Source organism: uncultured Corynebacterium sp. (assembly GCF_902782855.1).
Lineage (GTDB): Bacteria > Actinomycetota > Actinomycetes > Mycobacteriales > Mycobacteriaceae > Corynebacterium.
Map to the genome: position 1 here is coordinate 1 of NZ_CACZOO010000050.1, position 25130 is coordinate 25130.

16 protein-coding genes are annotated in these 25130 nt (G+C 70.0%); 9 read left to right on the top strand and 7 right to left on the bottom strand.

Annotated elements, in window-relative coordinates; all coding sequences use genetic code 11:
* Nucleotides 1-54: 54 nt before the first annotated feature.
* Complete coding sequence (locus QZV72_RS02085) at nt 55-2130, bottom strand: MMPL family transporter (RefSeq protein ID WP_297004681.1); 2076 nt, start codon at nt 2128-2130, stop codon at nt 55-57.
* 203 nt (nt 2131-2333) lie between these two features.
* Here QZV72_RS02085 and QZV72_RS02090 point away from each other — a divergent pair, with 203 nt between their 5' ends.
* The 5 genes from QZV72_RS02090 to cydC all read left to right on the top strand — a co-directional run bounded on the left by QZV72_RS02090 (nt 2334) and on the right by cydC (nt 8870).
* Nucleotides 2334-2603, top strand: coding sequence for a metal-sensitive transcriptional regulator (locus QZV72_RS02090; protein ID WP_297004625.1), 270 nt, complete (start codon nt 2334-2336; stop codon nt 2601-2603).
* A gap of 247 nt (nt 2604-2850) precedes the next feature.
* The gene (locus QZV72_RS02095; RefSeq protein ID WP_297004628.1) at nt 2851-4503 is read left to right on the top strand and encodes a cytochrome ubiquinol oxidase subunit I; all 1653 of its coding nucleotides are present in this window, start codon (nt 2851-2853) and stop codon (nt 4501-4503) included.
* A 1-nt stretch (nt 4504) separates the two neighbouring features.
* Nucleotides 4505-5629, top strand: a complete 1125-nt coding sequence (gene cydB / locus QZV72_RS02100; protein WP_297004630.1) for a cytochrome d ubiquinol oxidase subunit II — start codon at nt 4505-4507, stop codon at nt 5627-5629.
* The gene (locus tag QZV72_RS02105) at nt 5626-7224 is read left to right on the top strand and encodes an ABC transporter ATP-binding protein/permease (protein WP_297004632.1); all 1599 of its coding nucleotides are present in this window, start codon (nt 5626-5628) and stop codon (nt 7222-7224) included. The genes cydB and QZV72_RS02105 overlap by 4 nt, the downstream gene beginning before the upstream one ends.
* 32 nt (nt 7225-7256) lie before the next feature.
* A complete protein-coding gene (gene cydC, locus QZV72_RS02110; protein WP_297004682.1) occupies nt 7257-8870 on the top strand; it encodes a thiol reductant ABC exporter subunit CydC in 1614 nt (537 codons plus the stop codon).
* A gap of 82 nt (nt 8871-8952) precedes the next feature.
* On the opposite strand, the gene QZV72_RS02115 is transcribed toward cydC, so the two are convergent.
* Nucleotides 8953-10428: a GntR family transcriptional regulator gene (locus QZV72_RS02115; RefSeq protein ID WP_297004634.1), complete on the bottom strand. Its 1476-nt coding sequence runs from the start codon at nt 10426-10428 to the stop codon at nt 8953-8955.
* Between the two features lie 94 nt (nt 10429-10522).
* Here QZV72_RS02115 and QZV72_RS02120 point away from each other — a divergent pair, with 94 nt between their 5' ends.
* On the top strand, nt 10523-14125 hold the full coding sequence (locus tag QZV72_RS02120) for a bifunctional proline dehydrogenase/L-glutamate gamma-semialdehyde dehydrogenase (protein WP_297004637.1): 3603 nt from the start codon (nt 10523-10525) through the stop codon (nt 14123-14125).
* Between the two features lie 74 nt (nt 14126-14199).
* Here the strand turns inward: QZV72_RS02120 and QZV72_RS02125 are convergent, their stop codons facing one another.
* Nucleotides 14200-14976 carry an SDR family oxidoreductase gene (locus QZV72_RS02125; RefSeq protein WP_297004640.1) on the bottom strand — a complete coding sequence of 259 codons (777 nt, stop codon included), beginning with the start codon at nt 14974-14976 and terminating at the stop codon, nt 14200-14202.
* Between the two features lie 139 nt (nt 14977-15115).
* Between QZV72_RS02125 and QZV72_RS02130 the strand changes: the two genes are divergently transcribed.
* The 3 genes from QZV72_RS02130 to QZV72_RS02140 all read left to right on the top strand — a co-directional run bounded on the left by QZV72_RS02130 (nt 15116) and on the right by QZV72_RS02140 (nt 16550).
* Nucleotides 15116-15313 carry a hypothetical protein gene (locus QZV72_RS02130; protein ID WP_297004643.1) on the top strand — a complete coding sequence of 66 codons (198 nt, stop codon included), beginning with the start codon at nt 15116-15118 and terminating at the stop codon, nt 15311-15313.
* Nucleotides 15306-15962: a hypothetical protein gene (locus QZV72_RS02135; protein WP_297004646.1), complete on the top strand. Its 657-nt coding sequence runs from the start codon at nt 15306-15308 to the stop codon at nt 15960-15962. Before QZV72_RS02130 ends, QZV72_RS02135 begins: the two co-directional genes overlap by 8 nt.
* 81 nt (nt 15963-16043) lie before the next feature.
* Nucleotides 16044-16550: a hypothetical protein gene (locus QZV72_RS02140; protein ID WP_297004649.1), complete on the top strand. Its 507-nt coding sequence runs from the start codon at nt 16044-16046 to the stop codon at nt 16548-16550.
* A 73-nt stretch (nt 16551-16623) separates the two neighbouring features.
* Here the strand turns inward: QZV72_RS02140 and QZV72_RS02145 are convergent, their stop codons facing one another.
* The 4 genes from QZV72_RS02145 to QZV72_RS02160 all read right to left on the bottom strand — a co-directional run bounded on the left by QZV72_RS02145 (nt 16624) and on the right by QZV72_RS02160 (nt 24967).
* Complete coding sequence (locus QZV72_RS02145; protein ID WP_297004652.1) at nt 16624-19245, bottom strand: acyltransferase family protein; 2622 nt, start codon at nt 19243-19245, stop codon at nt 16624-16626.
* Between the two features lie 68 nt (nt 19246-19313).
* A complete protein-coding gene (locus tag QZV72_RS02150) occupies nt 19314-21686 on the bottom strand; it encodes an acyltransferase family protein (protein WP_297004656.1) in 2373 nt (790 codons plus the stop codon).
* A 167-nt stretch (nt 21687-21853) separates the two neighbouring features.
* Nucleotides 21854-22792, bottom strand: coding sequence for an aldo/keto reductase (locus QZV72_RS02155; protein ID WP_297004659.1), 939 nt, complete (start codon nt 22790-22792; stop codon nt 21854-21856).
* A 711-nt stretch (nt 22793-23503) separates the two neighbouring features.
* Nucleotides 23504-24967, bottom strand: coding sequence for an alkylhydroperoxidase domain protein (locus tag QZV72_RS02160; RefSeq protein WP_297004662.1), 1464 nt, complete (start codon nt 24965-24967; stop codon nt 23504-23506).
* Between the last annotated feature and the right edge of the window lie 163 nt (nt 24968-25130).

The window sequence follows — 25130 nt, forward strand, 5'->3', positions numbered from 1 at the left end:
CCGGTCAGTGCCGGTCAGTGCCGGTCAGTGCCGGTCAGTGCCGGTCAGTGCCGGTCAGTGCGAGAAAGACACGTCCGGCAGGATCCGGCGCAGCCACGCCGGGCACCACCACGCCGCCCGCCCCGCCAGCAGCATCACCGCGGGCAGCAGGACCAGGCGGACCAGCAGCGCGTCCAGCAGCACAGCGGTGCCGAGGATGATGCCCATCTCCTTCGGCGGCAGCGGCTCAGCGAGGGCGAAGGTGAAGAACACTGCCACCATCACTGCGGCGGCGGCGAAGATGATGCGCCCGGAGTGGGCCATGCCCTCGGTCACCGCCAGGCGGGCGTCACCGGTCCTCTCGTGGTGCTCCTTCACCGTGGCCAGCAGGAACACGGTGTAATCCATCGCCACGGCGAAGATCATCGCGAAGAAGAACACCGGGCCCCAGCCGTCGAGGAAGCCCTGCGGCTCGAAGCTGAACAGGCCGGACAGGTGGCCGTCCTGGAAGATCAGCCGGGCCACACCGAAGGCCGCACCGGTGGACAGCAGGCTGACGACCGTGCCGACCAGGGCGGTCAGCGGGGCGCGCAGCGCGACAAGCAGCAGCAGGAAGCCGAGCACGAGGATGACGCCGATGATCACCGGCAGCCAGTCGTCGAGGGCGTCCTGCAGGTCGATGTTCTCCGCCGGGGCACCGCCGACCAGGGCGGACCCCGGCAGGTCGGCGCGCAGGTCGGCGAGAATCCCGGTCATCGCACTGTCCGAGGGATCGACCTCCGGCACGGCCTGGAACATGACGAGACCGGAGTCGTCCGTGGCAGGAATGGCCGGGGTGACCGCGGCGATGCCGTCGGTGGACGCGGCGAGGGCGGCGGCGGTCTCGGCGTCCCCCGCTTCGACGACGACCTGCAGCATCCCCGGGGCACCGTCGCCCATGGCGTCCTGCACGAGGTGGTATCCCTGGCGGACCGGGGCGTTTTCGGGGACGACGGCGATCGACGGCATCGCGACCTTCAGGCCGAACACCGGCAGTGCGAGCAGCACGAGCAGCGCCGCGGACCCGAGGACAGCGACGAGCGGGCGCCGCTGCAGTCCGGCGGCCCAGCGGGCGAACAGCGGTGAGCGGTGCTCCTGCTTCTTCGCGAAGGGCAGCGAGACGGCGTTGATCCTCCCGCCCAGCGCGCCGAGCACGGCCGGCAGCAGGGTGAAGGACGCTGCGAGCACGAACACCACGGCGAGCATGATGCCGACCGCCATGGTGCGCACCGCCGGCGCAGGCACGAGCAGTACGGCGGACAGGCTGATCAGCACCGTGACTCCGGAGAGCAGCACGGCTTTGCCCGCGGTGGCGTAGGTTTCGGCGACGGCGTCACGGGTGGCATGGGCGGAGTCGCCGTGGACCCGCAGCGCGTCGCGGAAGCGCGCGACGAGGAAGAGCGCGTAGTCGATGCCGAGCGCCAGGGCGAACATCAGCGCGAAGTTCATCGCCCACACCGAGATCGGGGTGACCGTGTTGAGCAGCACCAGGGCACCGGCGGAGGCCACGAGCCCCGCGAGGGTCAGCATCAACGGCAGGCCGGCGGCGACCAGACTGCCGAAGGCGAGCACGAGGATGAGCAGCGTGACCGGCCAGGACATCATCTCGGCCTTCATCATCGCGTCGTGGTTGGCGTGGTTGAAGTCGCTCCACAGCATCGACTGGCCGGTCGGGAAGACCTCGACACCGGCGGTGGGGTCGGCCAGGGCGGTGACACTGTCTGCGAGGTCGTCGGCGAGGCGGACCATGTCATCGGTGTCGGCGGCCGCCCCGGCGATGAGGATTCCGGTCCTCCCGTCCTCGCTGACGGTCACACCCGGGGCGGGCGGCATGATGTCGGCGATGCGGTCGTCGGCGGACAGCAGGTCGGTGGCCCTGTCGATGACGGTGGTGGTTGCGGCGTCTCCGATGGTGCCGTCGTCGGTGTGGATGACGACCTGGATCGCCGAGGACGCATTGCCGCCGAAGTGCTCGGTCGCCAGGTCACGCACGGCGACGGACTCGGAGCCGTCCGCCTGCCATCCGGCACCGGCCAGGGAGCTGAACACGGAGGGGGCGGCAGCGCCGAGGCCGACGAGGACCAGCAGCCAGACACCGAGGACTGTCCTCATGTGCGTCGCCGTCCAGGCAGCCCAGCGGGCGAGCGCCCCGGGTGGGGTGTGGTCGCGGGGTGGGGTGTGGTCGCGGGGGTGGTCGGCGGTGCTCGTGCCGGTGGTCTGGTCGGGCGCTGTCACGGGGTTCCCTTCATCGTCAATATACCCCGGGGGGTATCGGTGAGAGTTGAAGATACCTACGGGGGTATAGGATCGCAACCATGAAGCTCAACGACGACACCACCACCACCGCACTCGCCCGCCTCAAACGGGCCCGGGGCCAGCTCAGCGGCGTCATCGACATGCTCGAGTCCGGCCGCGACTGCCAGGACGTGGTCACCCAACTGGCCGCCGTGTCCCGCGCACTGGACCGTGCCGGGGTGAAGATCATCTCCGGCGGCATGCGCGAGTGCATCCGCTCCGCCGAACGCGGGGAGAGTCCGGAACTGTCCGAGGAACAACTGGAGAAGATGTTCCTGTCACTGTCGTGACAGGCCACCGCCGCCACCCCGGCCGCCCCGGCAACCCCGGCCGCCCGGACCGCGACCGGACGCGGAAAGGTGAACGGGGCTATAAACGGGGGTATAAGTGGAACTCGGGGTCCCATAATCCCCACCCCACCCCCGACAGGAACTTTGCCGGCGAACGATCCGACCATTGTTGTGCAGGCATTTCCGCCTGAGTTCGCCGGGCGCCCCACCAAACGCCCCCTCGACTCACTCCCCCCGGAGGCACACAATGGATGTCGTCGACATCTCACGGTGGCAGTTCGGTATCACCACCGTCTATCATTTCATCTTCGTCCCACTCACCATCGGCCTGGCCCCCATGGTCGCCGCCATGCAGACCTTCTGGCACGTCACGAAGAAACCGGCGTGGTACCGCGCGACCCGGTTCTTCGGCACCGTCCTGCTCATCAACTTCGCCATGGGCGTGGCCACCGGCATCGTCCAGGAATTCCAGTTCGGCATGAACTGGTCGGACTACTCCCGCATGGTCGGCGACGTCTTCGGTGGACCACTGGCCCTCGAAGGCCTCGTCGCATTCTTCCTCGAGTCGACCTTCCTCGGCCTGTGGATCTTCGGTGCCGGACGCATCCCGGACTGGATGCACACGGCATCCATCTGGCTCGTCGCCGTGGCGGTGAACCTCTCCGCCTACTTCATCATCGTGGCCAACTCGTTCATGCAGCACCCGGTCGGTGCGGAGTACAACGCCGACACCGGCCGCGCCGAACTCACCGACATCGTCGCACTGCTGACCAACCCGACCGCCCTGGCCGCGTTCCCGCACGCGGTCGCGGGTTCCCTGCTCACCGCGGGAACCTTCGTCCTCGGCATCACCGGCTGGTGGATGGTCCGCGACCACCGGGCCCGCCTGGCACTGCAGAGAACCGGCGAGACGCCGGCCGCCCAGGGCAGGGCGGACAGGGGCACGGCGGACGGAGGCACGGCGGACGGGGGCACGGCGGACAGGGGCACGGCGTCCACCCCCTCCGACGGCGACCGCCACGACATGCACCGCCCCGCCCACCGGCTGGCCTGGTGGACCACCCTGGTCTCCGCGGTCGCCCTCTTCTTCACCGGAGACACCCAGGCGAAGCTGATGTTCGTCCAGCAGCCGATGAAGATGGCGTCCGCCGAGTCCCTGTGCCACACCGCCACCGACCCGATGTTCTCCGTCCTGACCATCGGCACGCACAACAACTGCGAGAACGTCACCCACCTCCTCGAGCTGCCGTGGGTGCTGCCCTTCCTCGCCGAGGGGAGGTTCAGTGGCGTGACGCTGCAGGGGGTGGAGGATCTGCAGCAGCAGGCCGAGCTGATGTACGGCGCGGGAAACTACTCCCCCAACCTCTTCGTCACCTACTGGGCGTTCCGCGCGATGATCGGCCTGATGGCCGGGTCCGGGCTGCTGCTGGTCGCCAGCTGGTGGTTCACCCGCAAGGGCCGCGTCCCCTCCGGTCGCGCCGGCACGGTCTTCAGCTGGATCTGCCTCATCGCCGTCCCGACCCCCTTCCTCGCCAACTCCGCGGGCTGGATCTTCACCGAGATGGGCCGCCAGCCGTGGGTCGTCCACCCCAACCCGGACTCCGTCGGTGACTCCCGCACCGAGATGATCCGGATGACCGTGGACATGGGCGTCTCCGACCACGCACCGTGGACCGTCATCGTCACCCTCATCGGTTTCACCCTGCTCTACGCGGCGCTGGCGGTGATCTGGTTCTGGCTGATCCGACGCGTCATCCTCGCCGGGCCACCGACCGGGACCGGTCCGGACCCGGCGGCCACCGTCGGCGCCCGGTTCGGTCTCACCGGGAAGGACACCGACACCGACGCCCCCGACCCGGTCCACTTCAGCACCGCCGCAGCATCCGGAAAGGAGTTCTGACATGTCCGCCCTCGACCTCCCCGTCGTCTGGTTCATCCTCCTCACCGTGCTCTTCGCCGGATACTTCCTGCTGGAGGGCTTCGACTTCGGCGTCGGCATGCTGCTGCCCTCCGCCGGGCGCAGAGATGACGCCGACGACCCCGCCGCAGCATCCGACGCCGCCCGCACCGGCCTGGTCCGCACCATCGGCCCGGTGTGGGACGGCAACGAGGTGTGGCTCATCACCGCCGGAGGTGCCCTCTTCGCCGCCTTCCCCGGCTGGTACGCCGCCCTGTTCTCCGGCTTCTACCTGCCCCTGTTCCTCATCCTCGTCGCACTCATCCTCCGCGCCGTCGCGTTGGAATGGCGCGGCAAGGTGGACACGCTGACCTGGCGACGCCGCTGCGACCTCACCGTCACCGTGACCTCCTGGATGCCACCGGTGCTGTGGGGCGTGGCCTTCGCCAACCTCGTCCGCGGTGTTCCGCTCGATGCCGACCAGAACATGGACAGCGGCCTGTCCACCCTCATCGGCCTGCTCAACCCCTACGCCCTGCTCGGCGCGGCGACATTCGCCTGTGTCTTCCTGCTGCACGGACTGAGCTTCCTACGGCTGCGCACCGCCGGTCACCTGCGGGACGCCACCGACCGCCTCGTCATCCCGGTCGCGGTCGCCGCCGCGGTGACCGGTGCGACCTTCGTCATCTGGACACAGCTCGCCCACGGTAAAGGCTGGACCTGGATCGTCACCGCCACCGCGGTGGGCGGCGTCCTCGTGGCGGTGGCGGCGATGCTGCGACACCGCGACGCCACCGCGTTCCTCGCCACCGCAGTCACCGTGATCAGCGCCGTGGTGCTGCTCTTCGGTTCGCTGTACCCGTGGCTGATGCCCACCACCCTGGCAGGCGGGGTGGGACTGGACATCCGGAACGCCTCCTCCGCCGACTACACCCTCACCGTCATGACCTGGGCGGCACTGTTCCTCGTACCGTTCGTCCTGGCGTACCAGGCGTGGACCTACTGGGTGTTCCGGAAGCGGATCACCGCAGCACCGGTGGTGGAACCGCAGCGCACGGGGCCCGGCACCGCAGCCCCCGGCACCGCAGCACCGGTGGTGGAACCGGAGCGCACGGAGCCACCGAGGTGAGCACCGGGCCTGTCGACCCGCGGCTGCTGCGGCTGTCCGCCCCGACGCGACGGTGGACCGCAGTCCTCGCGGCCGTGACGGCCCTGCGCACCGTCGCACTCGTCGCATCCGGCGTCCTGCTCGGGCACGTCGGTGCCGCCGTCGTCACCGACCACACCGGTGTCCCCGACCACCGCACCGCCCTGATATGGCTCGGCATCCTGGTGCCGGTGCAGGCCGGGCTGGCCTGGGCGGAGAAGCGGTACAGCCACCGGGCGGCGGCGAGGGCGACCGAGGACCTGCGGGTCCGTGCCCTCGACGCCCTGGCCCACCGGGACCCGCGCAGTGTCGACCGGGCCGCCTGGCGCACCCTGCTCACCGAGGGTGTCGACGGCCTCGGCCCCTACCTCACCGGCTACCTGCCGGCTCTGCTCTCCACCGCACTGGCCACCCCGGCGATCCTCGTCGTGGTGTGGTTCCTCGACGTCGGCTCCGCGGTCATCGCGATAGTCACCCTGCCCCTGATCCCGGTGTTCATGTGGCTCGTCGGCACGCTCACCGCCGGACGCACCGAGAGGAAGCTCGCCACCCTCGGTGTCCTGTCCGACCAGCTGCTCGACCTCGTCACCGGACTACCGACCCTGCGCGCCCTCGGGCGGCTGCACGCACCGGTCACCGAGGTGCGGCGCCTGTCCGACCGGCACCGCCGGTCCACCATGGAGGTGCTGCGCATCGCCTTCCTGTCCTCGATGGTGCTGGAGTTCCTCGCCACACTGTCGATCGCCCTGGTCGCCGTCGGCATCGGGTTCCGCCTGCTCGACGGGTCGATGACGCTGGCGGCCGGGCTGACGGTGCTCATCATCATCCCGGAGGTCTACAACCCGGTCCGCCAGGTCGGCGCCCGGTTCCACGACGCCCGGGACGGGATCGTCGCCGTCGACCGGATCCTCACACTGCTCGGCGGCACTCAGGAGGACGCCGGGGCGGCCGGGCACACCGGGCACACCGGGGCATCCGGGGCATCCGGACCGGCGGTTGCTCCGGTTCCCGCCGCAACCGGCCTCACCGTCACCTTCGACCACCTGTCGGCCACCGGACGCGACGGCCCACGCCCCCGCGACGTCACCGGAACCGCCGCACCGGGACAGCTCACCGTGCTCACCGGCCCGAACGGGGCCGGCAAGTCCACCGCCCTGCTCGCCCTGCTCGGCATCGCCACCGACGGCGTGTCCGGCACCGCGGTCGTCACCGACAGCACCGTGGACGGCGACCCCGCTACGGTGCTCACCGGACCCGCACTATGGGAACGGACCTCCTACCTGCCCCAACGCCCCGTGCTGGACGCCGTCGACGCCACCGCTGTCGGCGACACCTCCGGGCTCTCCCTCGGACAACGTCAGCGTGTCGCCGTGTCCGCCGAACTTGACCGGGGACGTGCCACCGGACGCGACCTGGTCCTCCTCGACGAACCGACCGCACACCTGGACACCGACAGTGCACGGGCCATGCTCGACACCCTGGCCCGGCGCGCCGCCGACGGGGCGACGGTCCTCGTCGCCACCCACGACCCGGTGGTCACTGCCGCCGCCGACCACCGGATCGAGGTGCGGTCATGACCACACTGCGCACACTGCGGACCGCCCGGCCGATGACCGGGCTGCGCCTCCGGGACCTCGTCGGACCGGTCGCCACCGGGACGATGACACTGCTGGCGTCCCTCACCCTGACGGTCGTCTCCGCCTGGCTGATCACCCGGGCATGGGAGATGCCACCGGTGATGGACCTCACCGTCGCGGTGACCGCGGTGCGCGCCCTCGGCATCTCCCGGGCGGCGTTCCGCTACACCGACCGGTTGGCGTCCCACCGGCTGGCACTGCGGTGCGCCGGGACCGCACGGGTCACCGCCTACCGTCGGCTGGCCGCGGCACCGACGTCGCGGACCGCCGCACTGGGCCGCGGTGAACTCGTCACCCGCTTCACCGACGACATCGACGCCGTCGCCGACGTCATCGTCCGTGCCGTGGTCCCCGCCCTGGTCGCCCTGGTCACCGGGGTGCTCGCCGTGGGCTTCACCGCGGCACTGTCGGCACCCGCGGCGATCGTGCTGGCCGTCGGGCTGCTCATCGCCGGTACCGGTGCCCCCTGGGCGGTGGCGCGGTCGGTACGCATCGCCGAGTCGCGACGGGCCACCGCCGCCGGACGCTACGCCACCGCCGTCGACCGGGTGCTCACCGACTCCGCCGCACTGCGGGTCCGGGGCACGCTGACCGATGCGCTCGCCGGTGCCGGTGACGCCGCCCGCGGGCTCACCGCAGCCGCCGAGGCCGGCGCCCCCGCCCGTGCCGCCGGGACCGCGCTGTCCGTGTTCGCCTCCGCCGCGACGGTGGTCGGCGTCCTCCTCGTGGCGACGGTCGGCTACCTCGATGCCGGTGCCGCGGTCCGTTCACCGCAGTGGTTCGGGGTGCTGGTGCTGCTGGCCACCGCCGCGTTCGAGGCGACCTCCGCACTGCCCGAAGCCGCCGAGGCCGCCACGCGTGCCTCCGGTGCTGCCAGCCGCCTCGCAGCCCTTACCGGTGAGGACGCCGTGCCGGCCGGCGGGACCGCCCCCGCACCCGCCGCCCCCGTACGGTCTGTACCGTTCAGCGGTGTTCCCCGACTGCGCGCGACCCGCCTGTCCTACGGTCGGGACCGGGTGCTGGGCACCGTGGACCTGGACCTGCCCGCCGGGGCACGGTACACGGTGACCGCGGCGTCCGGCACGGGGAAGACCACTCTGCTGCTCACCCTCGCCGGACTCCTGCCGCCACTGGCAGGACGGATCACACTGGACGGGGTGCCGCTGGCCGGCATCGACCCGGAACTGCTGCACCGTACGGTCGCCTACCTGCCCGAGGACGCCCATGTCTTCGCCACGACCGTGCGCGACAACCTGGCGGTCGGTGCACCGGACGCCACGGACGGACTGATGCTGACGGTGCTGGACGCCGTCGGTCTCGACGACTGGGTGGAGGAGCTTCCCGAGGGTCTTTCCACGGTCCTCACCGACGGGGCGGAGAGTCTGTCGGGTGGGCAGCGTCGGCGACTGCTGCTGGCGCGGATGCTGCTCACCGATGCACCGGTACTGCTGCTCGACGAGCCTTTCGAACACCTTGACGCGGCGGGGACCGCTGATCTGGAGGCCCTGTTGGCGTCCGACCGGCTGCCGGGCGCCCGGACGACGCCCGGCGGGAGGACGGTCGTCGTTGTCCGGCATCCGCGGTAGCGGTGGTGGCACGGTGGCGGGCGACAGGGCAGCGCGGTGGCGGGCGACAGGGCAGCGCGGTGGCGGGGTTCCGGAACCGACCTCACCCACCGGTGAGCCGCTCCCAGAGCCGCACGTCGAAACCTGTGGTGCCACCGCCGGCCCCGCCCGTCGCGGACGCCGCGCTCATGTGCCGCACCGCATTGTCCAGCTTCGACCGCCAGGTCCACACCGCGACCTCCGCATCGCCCGTGACCAGCGCCGCCATGATCCGCCGGTCGTCGGCGAGGATGCGCGGCACCGCTGGCCCGTAGTTGAGCTGCAGCACCGAGATGAACATCTGCAGCCGCAGCGTCAGCGAGTGAAAGGTCCGGGCCGACTGCCGCAGCCCGCTGGCGTCAGCGAGTTCCTGCTGGAAGTACAGGTCAGCCTGGTCGACGCGCACCGCGTCCCCCCGCACGACCGCAGCCTCCAGCGCCCGCAACGCAGTCTGCGGACCGAGCAGCCGGTGGCGTGGACCGGCCGCGCACGCCCGCAGCAGCACGGTACCGACCTGCAGCCGCGCGGCGTAGAGGTCGATGATGTCCGCACCGGTGACCAGTGGCAGCGAGAACACCCCGTTGCTGGAGACCAGGAGGCCGTCGTCGACGAGGCGACGCATCGCGGTGAGCACCGCCGACTGCCGCAGGCCCATGTGGGACGCCAGCACCACGCTCGTCACCCGGTCCCCGGCCGCGTAGCCGGCGTCGGTGATCTCCTTGCGCAACGCGACAGCCACCTGTTCCGCCATGGAGAGTTCGCCGACGACGGGGGACGGGTACGGCGGAGACGCCGAGCGTTCCGAGTCAGAATGCGGGTCATCTTCACCGGGGGGCGAGGCGTCCCCGTACCGTGCGATTCCCCCGGTACGGGTCCACCGCACCCCGTGGAGTCCCTGCCCCACCCTGACCGACAGGGCGGTCAGCAGGGCCCCGGGCACAGCGTCCACCGAACGTCCGCAGGCGGCGAAGAGGTCGGAGATACGGGCCAGGAAGGCGTCCCACGACTGGCGCCCGGGTTCCCAGTACACCCGGACCACGTCCGGCCCGAGGCCGGGGGGCGGGTCGAACGGGGTGTGACCGGTCGCGGTTGCGGCGTCACCGACCCGTTCGGGTTCCTCGGCGCCCGGCGCGCGCCAGGTCGTCGGCCAGGTGTCCGCCCCGGAGATGCGCAGCGCCGCCATCACGGCGGTGATCCTGCGGTCGAAGGCCTGGTACTCCCCGGCGATGTCCTCCCCACCAGCGGTGAACTCGATGCGGATGCGCGGGAAGTCGACGACGAAGACGGAGAGCCGCAGGGTGCGTCGGGCGGGCGCAGCAGCCGCGGTACGCGCGGCGGCCGCCCCCGCCCCGGCACCCGGCCCGCGGATCCGCCTCATCGCACGGCTCACGAGTGGCTGGCTCACCCCGGTCATCATCGAGATCCGGCGGGTCGAGTACTCCCTGCCGCCGACCCGCGGCCCGGCACCCGCGAGCACACCGGCGACGATGGCGTCCGCCTGCTCCTGGATCCGGGGGCGGCCACGGTGACCTGTATCCACACCGAGCAGTCTTTCACATATTTCTGACTCATAATGGTCCGATCGCCGGTGACAGCGCTTTCTCCCGCCGCGTCCACGCTGCACACTGCACGCCATGACCATAGACAACACGACCCCCGACCCGACCGTCCCCACCGAGCTCACGGACCCCACTGACCTGGCGGACCTGGCGGACAAGGCCACCGCCAAGGTCACCGCCTGGCTCACCGCCGCCCGCGGCGCCGGAGGGAGGGGCACCCGTACGAGGACCAACGGCGCCGCGAAACGCCTCGCCGCCGTCCTCTCCGACCCGAACGGACTCGACTTCACCGTCGGCTTCGTCGACCGGGTCGTACGCACCGAAGACCGTACGGCCGCCGCCACGGCTCTCGCCGACCTCGGCGACATCACCCCGAAGACCCTCTCATGGCTCGACCGCGCCCAGATCAGAGCCGGCTCCGCACTGGCCACGACCGTCCCGCAGGTCGTCATCCCCGTGGCCAAGTCCCGCATCCGCTCCATGGTCGGCCACATGGTCGTCGACGCCAACGACAAGCCGTTCGGAAAAGCCGTCGCCGAACTCACCGCCGGCGGCCACCGCCTCAACATCAACCTCCTCGGCGAAGCGGTGCTCGGCGAGGAGGAGGCCGACCACCACCTCGCCGAGACCCGACGCCTCCTGGCCCGCCCCGACGTCGACTACGTGTCGATCAAGGCGTCCTCCGTGGCGTCCCAGATCAACCTGTGGGGCTACGACGAGACCGTCGAGTACATCGTCGGGCGGCTCACCCCGCTGTACACCGAGGCGGCGAAGGCGCCGAAGGGCTCGAAGTTCATCAACCTCGACATGGAGGAGTACCGCGACCTGCGGCTCACCATCGACGTCTTCAAGAAGCTCCTGAGCCTGCCGGAGACGAAGGACCTGGAGGCCGGCATCGTACTGCAGGCCTACCTGCCGGACGCCCTCGGCGCGATGCAGGAACTCGCCGCCTTCGGTGCGCAGCGCGTCGCCGCCGGCGGCGCGGGCATCAAGGTGCGGCTCGTGAAGGGTGCGAACCTGGCGATGGAGACCGTCCACGCCGAGATGCAGGGCTGGCCCATCGTCACCTGCGCCTCGAAGCAGGCCACCGACGCGAACTACAAGCGCGTCCTGCACTGGGCCCTGCACCGGGAGAACCTCGCCGGCCTGCGCCTGGGGGTGGCCGGCCACAACCTCTTCGACATCGCCTTCGCCCACATCCTGTCAGTCGAGCGCGGCGTGGCCGACCGTGTCGAGTTCGAGATGCTGCAGGGCATGGCCAACGACCAGGCCGAGGCCGTGAGCGCCGATGTCGGTCAGCTGCTGCTCTACGTCCCGGCGGTGCGTCCCGCAGAGTTCGATGTGGCGGTGTCCTACCTGGTCAGGCGACTGGAGGAGAACTCCGCGACCGCGAACTTCATGTCCGGCGTCTTCGACATCGCCCCGGGCAACGAGATCTTCCGGCGCGAGGAGAAGCGGTTCCGCGCCTCACTGGCCGACCTGGAGGTGCTGCTCTCCCACAGCGGTTACACCGCGCCCGGTCCGAACCACCTGCAGGACCGTGGCACCGAGGTGCTGGAGGACGCCACTGCCGCCGTCTACGCCGACGCCCCACTGCCCGCCTTCGCCAACGAGCCGGACACCAACCCCTCACTGCCCGCCAACCAGGCGTGGGCAGCGTCCGCCATCGCGGACTCCGCCGCCGAGGGCTTCCTCGACGGCCTGACCTCCCCGGAGTCCGTCACCGACGCCGACATCGACCCGCTGGTCGCCTCCGTCTCCACCGCCGCGGAGGCCTGGGCCGCCCGCCCGGCCCACGAGCGTGCCGCGGTGCTGTACCGCGCCGCCGACATCCTGGCGTCCCGCCGCGGGCACCTCATCTCCGTCGCCGCCGCCGAGGTCGGCAAGTCCGTCCAGCAGGCCGACGTGGAGATCTCCGAGGCCGTCGACTTCGCCCGCTACTACGCCCACGGCGCCGGGGCACTGGCCGAGGTCCGCAACGCGACCTTCACCCCGGACCGTGTCGTGCTGGTCACCCCGCCGTGGAACTTCCCGCTGGCCATCCCCGCCGGCGGCACCTTCGCCGCGCTGGCCGCCGGTGCCGGTGTGATCCACAAGCCGTCGAAGCCGACCCCGCACTGCTCCATGGAGATCCTCACCGCGCTGTGGGACGCCGGCGTGCCGCGTGAGCTGCTGCGCGGCGTGTACCCTGCCGAGCGTGCGGTCGGAAAGACGCTCGTCTCCCACGAGGGCATCGACCGGGTGATCCTCACCGGCTCCTCGGAGACCGCCGCGATGTTCAGCTCGTGGCGTCCGGGCCTGCGGATCAACGGCGAGACCTCCGGCAAGAACGCCGTCATCGTCACCCCCTCGGCCGACCGTGACCTCGCCGTCGCCGACCTCATCCAGTCCGCGTTCGGGCATGCGGGGCAGAAGTGCTCCGCGGCGTCCCTCGGCATCCTCGTCGGCTCGGTCTACGAGTCGGAGCGGTTCCTGCGCCAGCTGGTGGACGCCGCGTCCTCCATGATCGTGGACTGGCCGACGAACCTGCGGGCGACGATGGGGCCGCTGACCGAACTGCCCTCCGACAAGCTCCAGCGCGCACTGACGACCCTGGAGCCGGGCGAGAAGTGGCTGGTCGAGCCGAAGTCCCTGGATGACACCGGCCGGCTGTGGTCCCCGGGCATCCGGGCGGGCGTGAAGCCCGAGTCCTTCTTCCACCTCACCGAGGTCTTCGGCCCGGTGCTCGGCCTCATGCGCGCCGAGACGCTGGAGGAGGCCATCGAGCTGCAGAACGCCACCGACTTCGGCCTGACCGGCGGCATCCACTCCCTCGATGTCTCCGAGGTGCGCGAATGGTCGGAGAAGGTGCGGGTGGGTAACGCCTACGTCAACCGCGGGATCACCGGCGCGATCGTGCAGCGGCAGTCCTTCGGCGGCTGGAAGAAGTCCTCCGTGGGGCTGGGTTCCAAGGCCGGCGGCCCGAACTACGTCATGCTCATGGGGTCCTGGTCGGACGCCGTGGCGAAGCCCGTCGAGATCGGTGTGGCCACCGGCTCCGGTGCGATCGACGCCTTCCTCGGTTCGCTGGCGGGCACCCTGTCCCACGGCGGGCACGCCCTGTCCGCCGATGACCTGGCGTGGCTCACCACCGCGGCGGTGGATGACGCGGCGGCCTGGTCGGAGGAGTTCGGTACCCCGCGTGACCTCTCGGGTCTGCAGGCCGAGGCGAACATCTTCCGCTACCGTCCGGCGGAGGTCGTGCTGCGCGTCAGCGCGGACGCCCGTGCCGTGGAGGTGGCCCGTGCCCTCGTCGCCGCGTACCGGGCGGGTGCGTCGGTGCAGGTCATCGCGGATCCGTCGGTGTCTGCGGACGTGACGGCGGTGCTCTCGGCGTCCGGTGGTCTCGGATTCCCCGTCTCGGCCCTCGACGACGACACCTTCACCGCCCAGCTGCACCTCGGCGCACTCGACGACGACGCCTCCGCCCGCGTCCGCTACGTCGGCTCGGTGGCGGACGCCACCCGCGAGACCCTGGCGGGACGCCCCGAGGTCGCCCTGCTCGATGACGAGGTGACCGCCTCGGGTCGGGTCGAGCTGCGGCTGTGGCTCAAGGAGCAGGCCTTCGCCATGACGCTGCACCGCTTCGGCAACCCGGCCCCGGCGTTCCACGCGCTGGCCACGGAGCTGAAGGGGTAGGTTCCCCGGCCCGCGCCGTTCCCGGGGCCGGTGGGGCCGCCCCTACCCGCCCCTACCCCTCGATCAGGCAGCGGTCACGCCTTGAGGTTCTGATCCGTCGGGCGGATCATCACCGTGTCCACATCCATGTGCGCCGGCCGGTCCGCGACCCAGCGCACCGTCTCGGCGATGTCCTCGGCCTGCAGGTTGAGGACGTTCTCGTACACGGCGTCCGCCTTCGCGGCGTCCCCCTTGAAGCGGTTGAGGCTGAACTCGGTCGCCACCCGGCCCGGGTCGATCTGGCAGACTCGCACGCCCTTCTCCGCGAACTCGATGCGCATGACGTCGCTCAGCGCGGTCTCGCCGAACTTCGCGGCGTTGTAGCCGGCGCCGCCCTTGTAGCCCCAGCGTCCGGCGATGGAGACGATGTTGATGACCTGCGGTGCGGGCGTCCGCGTCAGCTCGCCGAACAGTGCCTGGGTGACCTGCAGGGTCCCGATGACGTTCGCCTCGTACATCCAGCGCCAGTCCCCGACATCGCCGTCGAGCACGCTGTCCAGGCCACGGGCCCCACCGGCGTTGTTGACCAGCAGATCCACCCCACCGAACTCGGCGACGCGGGCGGCCAGGTCAGCCACCGACTCCTTGTCGGTGACGTCCACCTTCACGATGTGCGTGGTGGCGTCCGGTGCCGCCTCGCTGATGCGTCCCGCCACGGCCTCGAGCTTCTCCGGACGCCGCGCGGCGAGGACCACGTCCCAGCCGTCGACGGCGAGCGCGACGGCGGTGGCCTCACCGATCCCGGCGGACGCCCCGGTGACGACGGCGAGACGGCGGTGCTCGGAGGAGGTGTTGTTGTCAGCAGCAGTCATGTGCGCGATCGTACCTCCCACTTCCCCGGCGGCGGCGAGCTCCACGGGTGTGGGCCCGGGGGGACTTCGCCTGCCTGCCGACACCCGCGTGAACTTCCCCGGCAGACCGGGGCCCGGACTCTGAGGCATACTGGAGTCCATGATCACCAGCTGGACGGAGGTCACCGACCGGACCACGGACCATTCCCGCAACGTCGTCGCGCGGTGCGGGTCATTCAGGGCACGGAGCCGTGGCATCGGCGGGGAGACCCGCCTGACCGGGGTGCCGGCGTCCGGCCGGGCCCGGATCGTCAACGCATCCCCTGAAGCCACCGAACCGGAGGTACCCCATGAATGAGCTGGAGAACGCCGGAGGCGCCGTCGCCCAGGTCGTGTTCCGCCACGACCCGACCAGCAGTCCCCAGTGGTCCTACTACGGGATCAACGCACCACTGACCGGTACCGCCGCCAAACTCTCGGAGGCGAAGTTCGCCGCCACCCAGGACCTGCAGTTCCTCTCCGGTGAGGCGGCGCCCGAGATGCGCAGTTACGCGGAATGGGTTGTGGCGCAGGATACCGAGCCGGAGGCGATGCTGGCACCCGGCGTGCCGATGTTCGTCCGCGCCCTCCAGGACGAGGACACGAACCACCGGCTCCACCGCCAGAACCTCGCCCAGGCGTACCTCGAGGGTATCCGCGCGACCCCGGAGATCCGCGCCTCACTGCCCGGACTCGTCGGCGACGACACCGCGGATGGTGCGGAGGGCCCGGCGGCCGTCATCCTCGTCACCCTGTTCCCCGACGATCTGCTGGGGGACGCCCTGCTCAATCTCACTGCCCAGGACACGGTCGTGTTCTGTCTGCCCGACGGTGATTCGCTGAGTTTCCTGCCCGTACGCGGCGACGAAGTGTGGCCCGCCGACGGGCCGGGGATGCTGGAGCAGCTGGGGCTCGACGAGTTCGCGACGGTACAGGACCTCATGTCCGTCAGTGACGACGGAGAGTGACTCCCCCTCACTATCATCTGTGAGCGCCTGTGACTGGTGGTGCGTTTGATCACGGACGGGCCTCGGGCGATACTGTTGTCCATGACTTCCTCTCCGCGCACGTCCACCGACTCCCCCCTCCCCGGCCGACACCGTGCGCACCCGGCCCGTTCCCAGTCCCCGGTACGCCACCGCCTCGCCGCGGTCGCCGCTGCCTCCGGCCTGGCCGCGGCGGGCCTGGCCGGCGTCTCCTCCGCGTCCGCCGCTGATCTGCCGCCCCTTACGGCTTCATCGGGACACTCCTCCCCCGGACACCCCACCGAACCCACCGACGCCGAGGCCGCCACCACCTCAACGGACCTCTCGACGGAGTCGAGCCTGGCCCTCGGCCTCTTCACCGAGGAGGACGGGGCGGTCAGCTCCGCGGTCTCCACCGGCAACGACATGATCGACAAGCTGCTCGACAAGGTGGCCGGCTCCGTGCCGACCACCGACATCACCGGTTCGCTGATCGCCACGGTCGGTTCCCTGGCGACCGGTAGCCTCGCCGCAGGCTCCTGGGAGGGCCTGCCCGGTTCCTCCGCCGGCGCTGGAACCCCCGCCGAGTAGTCGCCGCCCCAGGGGCCGACCCCTGCTCCAGTCGGCCGGCGCACCCGCCTGCCGCTCGGGCAGTCGCGCGGCCTCAGTACCCGTAGCCCCCGCCGTAACCGTAACCGTAGGGGTTGTAGTTGAACCCGTAGCCCGGGCCGAAGATGTTGTCGTCGTAGCCGTCGCCGTCCAGGTCGACGAACGGCGGTGCCACGGGCTCAGGCACAGGCTCCGGCGCCTCGGGGGTGGGGGGCGCCGAGGTGGACGCCGAGGTGGCCGTGTCATCGTTCTTCTCCAGCAGCGTGGGATCAGGCTCGATGTAGCCCTCCTCCAGTGGCTTCGCCATCCGACGGACGTCCTTCGGCGCCGGCCCCTCGGTCGGCTCCTCGCCGGTCCGGCCCCATGATGCGGCCCCACCGGAGCCGTCGGGTGGGGCGGCGGTGTCACTGATCGATCCGCCGTCGTACATCTGCCGGTAGATCTCCGGGGCGAGCTGCGCGGCGAAGAGGTTCGTGAAGTGCTGCGCGTCGCGGTAGACCAGCACATTGCCGACCACACCGGGGCAGCGCGTCTCGGTGCACACCGCATTCGTGATGTCGATGTCGGTGACGTCGAGCCCCGCGTACGCCTCGATCGCCGGGTTCACCGGGCTCATCGCCTCCGCCCGGTCGACACCGCAGTCCTTCTCCGGGTTGTCCCGCTCGTAGTCTCCGTCGGCGACACACACCCGGGCGTTGCCCTGGGCGCCCGGACGGTCGAGGATCCAGGGGGTGTCGCGGACCCCCCAGGTGTGGATCCCGGCGTCCGACAGTTTCCTCACGATGTCGAAGTACTCGGCGGGGACCTGGTCCGGCCCGTCACCCTGGATCGTCGTCGGGCGGGTGACGGTCATGAACACACCGTCGGTCGGCGGGTTGTGGAAAATGTAGTCCTGGGCCTTCTCGTCCCACTCCTTGCACTCCGGGTAGTCACTGCCGTCCCATTTCGGCAGGTCACCCATACCGAGAACACACCCCAGCTTGAGGATCGGCACGATTTTGATGTGCCGCTGCCTGGCGATCAGTTCCAGAGCCGGCAGATAGTGCTCCGAATGGGAACCACCGACGAGGTACATTGTCCGGTCGGATTCAACGTCTCCGTAGACGCACGGCTCATCGGACCGGTTCAGGTTCTTCGTCCACACCAGGTCGGTGGTGTCGAAGAGGGCGGCACAGACGTCCTTGAGGGTGTCCGCCATCATCGGGCCGTCATCGATCGGGTCGGGCAGGATCTCGTCGACATCCGGCACCGGTGCACCGTCCAGCAGCGCAGCCGGCCCCGGGTACATCGCCTGGTCGACATCGGTGACGGTCAGGGCCCGGGCGCGCTCACTGTTGCGCGCGTCAACCCACGGGTTGAAGGCCAGGACTCCGACCGTGACGACCGCCAGCACCCCCGCGGACACCGCCCGCACCTTGCCCGCACCGGTGCCCAACGAGGGGAAGAGATACCCACGGTCCCCGATGATCCAGGAACGCACCGGCTTCGCCTGCTGCTGCAGCGGCTTCTCGATGTACCGGTTCGTCAGCCAGGCGAGCACCGCGGACACCACGATGACGGCCACCCCGACCGCTGCACCGCGGCCGGTGCCGAGCGTGGCGGTGATGCCGCTGAGCCCACCGGCGGTGGTGACCGTCCCGGTGGAGAAGTAGAAGGTGGCGAGGACCAGCAGCGGCCAGTGCCACAGGTACAGGCTGTAGGACATCCGGCCGAGGCTCTGGAACAGGCGGGTCGACAACAGCGCGGTGACACCCACCGGGCGGTCCGCGGCGGTGGGACCCGCAGCTTCCGCCGCCTCACCGTCGGCGTCCTCCCGGACGGGATTGCCCGCCAGGATCACCAACGCCGCACCCGCCAGCGGGATGAGCGTCAGCGGGCCCGGGAACTGCGCCGCGCCGTCGAGGAAGAGGCCGGTGCAGATGATCAGCGCCAGGCCGACGAGACCGGCCGGCCGGCGCAGCCGGCGCGGAACCGGCCGACGCAGCAGGTAGAACCCGAACAGGCCGCCCAGCCCGATCTCCCAGAACCGGCTCAGCGGCGAATAGTAGTTCAGCCCCTGGTCGGTGCCGTGCAGGTGCACCGCGTAGGCGAAACTCGCCACTGTCGCAGCAGTGACGAGGACGCGGCAGGCACGCCCGCCGGCGGGTTCACGGAACACCAGGCTGAGCGCGCCGACGACCAGGGTGATGACCAGCAGTGACCCGAGGTACACCTGCAGCTGCGCCGACATCGACCAGATGTGCTGGTAGAGGCTGACATCCGTGCCGATCGCCGAATAGTCCTGTCCCGCGGACGCGAGGTTGAGGTTCTGGAAGTACAACAGGGACGCCACCGCGTCCCACGAGGCGTGCGCCCAACGGACCTGTGCGTACACCGCCACCGCGATCGCCAGGGTGACACCGACAACCACCACCAACGCCGGATAGAGGCGCCGGAAGATCCGGAGGAACGCCTGCACGACAGTCAGACCGCGCGGATTCAGCGCATTGCGGATCTGGGGGCCGAAGAAGAAGATGCCGCCGATGAGCAGGAACACGTCCACACCGGAGGACACCCGGCCGACGAAGACGTGGAACACCACCACGAGCACGATGGCGAGCCCACGGAGACCGTCGATGTCGTGACGGTGCGTCAGGGTCTGTCGCGGCGGTACCGGCGGGTCAACGGTGTCTTTCATGGCGGGTAGCAAGCCTACCGCGTGGAGACGTCATCGTCGCAATGCAGCGTGCCGTTACAGGGGTGCCGTCAGTCCTCCCCGACCTCCCCCGGCTTACGGATCCGGAAGACGTCCTTGCCGGGCGTCGCACCGGCGCCGTCGGAGGGTGTCCCGGCGTCCGCCACCGCGGCCCCCTGCGCCGCCGCTGTCTCGGCGAGCGCCACCGGATCGAACATCTGCCGCTCCAGCTCCGGGGCGAGCATCCGGGAGTAGACGTCACTGAGATGGTTGCCGTCCCGGTAGACGAGCACGTTGCCGACCACCGCAGGGCAGCGTCCGTCCCGGCACAGGGCGGGGGTGAGGTCGATGACGGTGACATCCAGCCCCGCGAAAGCCGCCAGCGCCGGATTGACCGGTGACAGGGACTCGTACCCGTCGGCACCGCAGTCCGCCGCCGGCCCGCTACCCGACCCCTCTGCCACACACAGCCGGCCGTCGCCCTGCACGCCCGGCGCCTGCATGTTCCACGGGTTGTCACGGACACCCCAGGTGTGGATCCCGGCGTCCGAGAACACCCGCACCATGTCGACGTACTCCGCCGGGGTGTAGTCCGGACCGTCACCCTCGAGGGTTGTCGGCCGGGTGACCGGCATGAACACCCCGTCGGTCGGCGGATTGTCGAGGATGTGGCGCTCGGCCTTCCCGTGCCATTCCCGGCACTCCGGGAAGTCGTCGTCACCGATCCGGGGAAGCGGCATGCCCAGCACACAGCCCATCTTCAGCACCGGGACGATGCGGACACCCCGCTCGCGCCCGATGACATCCAGGGCGGGAAGGTAATGCTCGGAATGTGAGCCGCCGGCGAGATACATGGTGCGCGGGGAGCTCAGGTCGCCGTAGGCGCACGGTTCCTCAGAGTTGTTGCCGTCGCGGGTGAGCACGAGCTCCGTGTCCTCGATGCGGGCGATGCAGCCGTCCGCGTCGGTCTGCGGCATCATGTGGTCCGCATTGGCCACGTCCGGGCGCACCGGCTGGCCGTCCGGCACAGGCGCATCCTCGAGGAACGCCCTCGGCCCCGGGTACAACGCCGGGTCGAGTTCCTCGGCGTCCGTTGCGGCCAGCCGCACGTCGTCACGGTGCCTGATCACCGGCCCCGCAGCGAGGACGCCCACCGTGGCGACCACCACCGCCGTGACGACGGCAACGGCGGTGCGGTGCCCCGGGACGTCCGTCACGACGGTGGCCGACGGCAACCACGCGCGTGCGGGCCTGCGGGCCTGACGCAACGGCGTCTCGATGTACCGCTCCGTCACCCGGGCGAGCACCAGGGAAATGACGATCACCGTGGTGCCGATGACCAGGCCGTCACGCGTCCCCAGCGTCGCGGTGATGCCCTGGACGCCGGTCGACCGGTTGCCGAGCACATCGGAGAAGTGGAACGTCGCCAGCACCAGCAACGGCCAGTGCCACAGATACAGACTGTAGGAGATCCGGCCGAGGAACTGGAGAGGCCGGGTGTTCAGCAGGGAGGACACGCCCACCGTGCCCCGGCCGTCGGCGACCGGGTTACCCGACAGGATCACCAGCGTCGCCCCGGCCAGCGGGACAAGTGTCCACGGGCCCGGGAACTGGGCGGCACCGTCGAGGAAGAGACCGGTGCCGACGATCAGAACCACGCCCACCACACCCGCGGGCCAGCGCAGCCAGGCCAGGTGGGAGGGTGTCTCCCGGTGCACCAGCCAGATGCCCAGCAGACCGCCGAGGCCGATCTCCCAGAACCGGCTCAGCGGCGAATAGTAGTTCCACCCCTGGTCGGTGCCGTGCAGGTGCACCGCATAGACGAAACTCGCGAGCGTGGCGACGATGAGGAGCACGTGCAGTGACCGTGCCGGGAAACGCGACGGCACTCTCTTCAGCAGCCACGCCAGCGCCACGATGGCCAGGAGACTGCCGAGATAGATCTGCAGCTGCGCCGACATCGACCAGATGTGCTGGTAGAGGCTGACGTCGCGTCCGACCGCCGCATAGTCCTGCCCCTGGTCGGCGAGGTGGAGGTTCTGGCGGTAGGTCAGGGACGCCGCCGCGTCCTCCGCGGTGTGTCGCCACCGGGCGCGCGCGTAGACGACGAATCCGGCGGCGAGTGTGACCGTGACGACGACAAGCAGTGCCGGGTAGAGACGTCTGAGCAGGCGCACCACCGACTGGATGAGTGTCTGACCGGCCGGATCCAGGGCGTTGCGGATCTGTGGACCGAAGAAGAAGATGCCGCCGACCAGCAGGAACACGTCAACACCGGAGGAGACCCGGCCGATGAACACGTGGAAGACCACCACGAGGGCGATGGCGAGACCGCGCAGACCGTCGATGTCCCGACGGTAGGGGCGGCGCTTGGCGCCGGTTGGAGCACTGGCTGGAGCACTGGCTTGGGCGCTGCTGCCGCCACCGGGATTGGACGAAGACATAACGGCACCACCGTACCGACCCGGGCACTCCTCATACACTCCGGACACGCTGTCATCACTGAAACAACGGTGTTCACGGCGCCGGGGCCGCGCCCGGAATACCGGTGACAACGCTGATTGCCGCGCGGCAGGGGTCAGGTGGTCGGAGACTCTGTGCCCTCGCCGCGTCAGAAAGCGGCGGACGCCGTATCCAACGCCTCGACCTCGTCCTCATCGAGATCCAGGGCGGCGCCGGTGAGCAGCGGGGCTACCTGCCCCACGGTGCGTGCCGAGGCGATCGGGACCACGCCCTTGGCCCGCAGCCAGGCCAGGGCGACAGAGGCCGGTTCCACGCCGCGTCCCTCGGCGACGGTCACCAGCGTGGTGACCACCTCGAACGGATCCGCGTCCCCCTCGAAGTATTCGGTGGTCTGTCCCTCCCGTGCGACACCGACGAGATCGTCACGGGACCGGTACTTGCCGGTGAGCAGGCCCGAGGCGAGGGAGAAGTAGGAGAACACGGCGGTGCCGGCGACCTCGGCGAGCGGCCGGTAGTTGTTCTCGTAGCCGGCGCGGGCGAGCAGACTGTACTGCGGCTGGATCGCGACCGGGGCGGCAGGCGATCCGGCGGCGGCGGTGAGGAACGCACGCATCCGCACCGGCGAGTAGTTCGACAGTCCGATGCGGCGCACCCGGCCGGACTCGATGAGTGCGGCGGCGGTGGCGACCTGGTCCTCGATCTCCACTGATTCGTCGTCGTAGTGGTAGTAGTACAGGTCCACGACATCGGTCCGGAGCCGCTCCAGGGAGTCGTCGAGGTTCCGGTCGACCACGCCACGCTCCAGGCCCGGCGCGGACCGGATCGCACCGACCTTGGTGGCGAGAACCACGTCAGAGCGCTTTCCGGACGCCGCGAGCCACTGGCCGAGCACGCTCTCCGACTCCCCGCCGACGTGCCCGTCGGCCCACTGGGAGTACATGTCGGCGGTGTCGATGAGCGATCCACCACCGGACACGAAGGCGTCCAGGACCGCATGTGACTCCTCGGCATCCGAGGTCCAGCCGAAGGTGTTACCGCCGAGAACGACCGGTAGGGCGTCAGTGAACAGATCGTGGGTGTCAGTCATGCGGACCACGGTACGCCCGCACACTCCTCCGCCGCCGCCGTTCCGCCGGACCGTCGTATGTACCGAGGGCACGCCCCGCAATACCGGCGCACATGGTTCCGGGGGGCTTCCCGGACACCAATGGACAGCCACTCTCCGATTGACAACAGCGGTACACCGGGAAAAAGTGCCGGGAGATTTCCCTTGTCATCGAAATCACGAAACCCCACCGTTCCCGAACCGCCCACAAATACACCTGGAACCCCTCGGTCATATCTGGTAGTCATCTCGACCGTCCACTGGCCGATGACACTGTCCGGTAGAACTACCATGTTTCCCGTACTGCCGTAAAAGTGGCCCCACAGGTCAGCGGAGTTCTATTCATGAAGTACAGGTTCCAGATACTGAATTCCGACCGCTGCGGTGGGGGAATCTGCTTCCTTGACATTATTTCCCTCTCCCGAACGGATGTCGTATCCAGAGAAGTCCGGGGGCCGGCATGCAGGGATAATTCCATTGTCACAAGACCTGATCTGCAGGTCTTCCCGGTCGAGAACTTCAACAGCTGCCCCGGAATGATCCTGCCCATCAGTCGCCTGAAGCACCCTCACCGGTCCACATCTATGTTCCACCTAACATCATCTTCTTTTCCTGCGTTATGCACCCGTGCCCGGGAGTGACAAGCGCGCATACTCCCCGGCACGGCCCGCCGCCGGCGCACCGGACCCCGTTTCAGCGGAACCGCTTCGGCAGTTCCGGCTCACCCAGGGACAGCATCAGACGGTTCGCCCAGTTGAAGAAGGACGCCGCGTTGATGACGTCGACGATCTCCCCGTCCGACAGACCGGCGTGACGCAGTGCGGCGACATGGGACGCGCCGAAGCGCACCGGCACCGTGGCCAGCGCGACCGAGGCGTCGCGGATGGCGTTCCACAGGTCGGAACCCAGGTCGGCGGAGACACCCTCGTCGCAGAGCCGCCGGACGGCGTCCGCCTGCTCCCCTGCCAGAGCTGCCGCCTCCGGGGTACCGGCCACCTCAGCAGCCTTCGCGGACTCCACGATCGCGCGGCCGGTGTGCACCGAGGCGCAGTACACGCAGCCGTTGAACCGGCTGGTCACGGCGGCGGAGAGCTCACGCTCGGCGCGTCCTGCCCCGTCGGTGACGTTGAAGAAGATGTCCTTGTCCGTCAACGTGCGGGCCTCCAGGGCCTCCGGATCACGGGCCAGCAGACGGAAGTACTCCGACTTCGCACGCAGCGGGTCGACCAGCGCCTCCTTCTGCCGCTCCGTGAGATCAGCCTCGTCCACCGGCGGCACCCACGGCACCCAGCCGAGGGAATGGGTGACGAACCCGGTGGGACGCACCAGGTCAGGGTAGGTGAGGACGTCGAAACCGGCGTCCAGCCCGGTGCCGGGCGCCTCCTCGGCGTGGACCGGACGGCGCGGGGCGTCCGTCTGCCGTCCGCCGGCCCGCCGCCCGGGCCGGCGGACGTCGCCCTGTGGCACGAACTTCGTCGACAGGACGCCCAGTCCGTGCGCGGTGCGGATCTGGAAGGTGAGGAACGACACGAGCTGGGCGAGTCGGACGACCTCGGTCGGTGACCATCCGGTGTCCGCCAACGGCTGGAGCCGTTCGGCGCGCGAGTCCCGCGGGTGCAGGACCAGCAGGTGGGTGAACTCGAGGGCGGTGGAGAGACGCGGCCCGAGGACCTTCTTCTGCGCCTCGAGCAGGCGGAACTCCGGGCCGGGCACGGACTCGGCGGCAAGGTCCGGCTCCCGGTAGACACCGTAGGGGGTGGGCACCCCGGCGGCGTTGACGTGGGCGCGGGCATCGGAGACGACGGCGGCGAGCGTGGTGAGCAGCGCATCGGTCTCGGCCGGTGCGGCGTTGCCGTCAAGTTCGTCGACCAGCAGGTCGGTGTAGAGGCTCGTCGCACGCGCGGCGGCGGTCGCCCCACCGTGCAGCCCGGCGACGAAGGCGGCGACGGCGTAGCGCTCGGCGAGGGTGAAGTCGCCCGGGGTCTCCGGCTCGAACAGGGCATGGAAGGACCGCTGGGCGTTGTCCCGGGCCTGGGCGCGGTGGTGCCGCAGCCTGGCGACCGGACCGGAGATGTCGGAGTCCGGGTCGAGGTCGGCGAGGAAGTCGATGATGTCGGCGGAGGCGGTGGTGGTGCCTGCGGAGGACTCGGTAGTCATGGTGGCCAGGGTAGTCCTCTCCCGGTTCGAGGGTCAGGGGCCCGTGACTGCCGTGGCCGGTGTCTTCATCGCAGGAGTGTCCTTCACCGAAACATTGCAGTACCAATCGAACTGGTGTACTATCGAATCCAGATGAACAAGGCTCGGAAACCACATCTCAGGA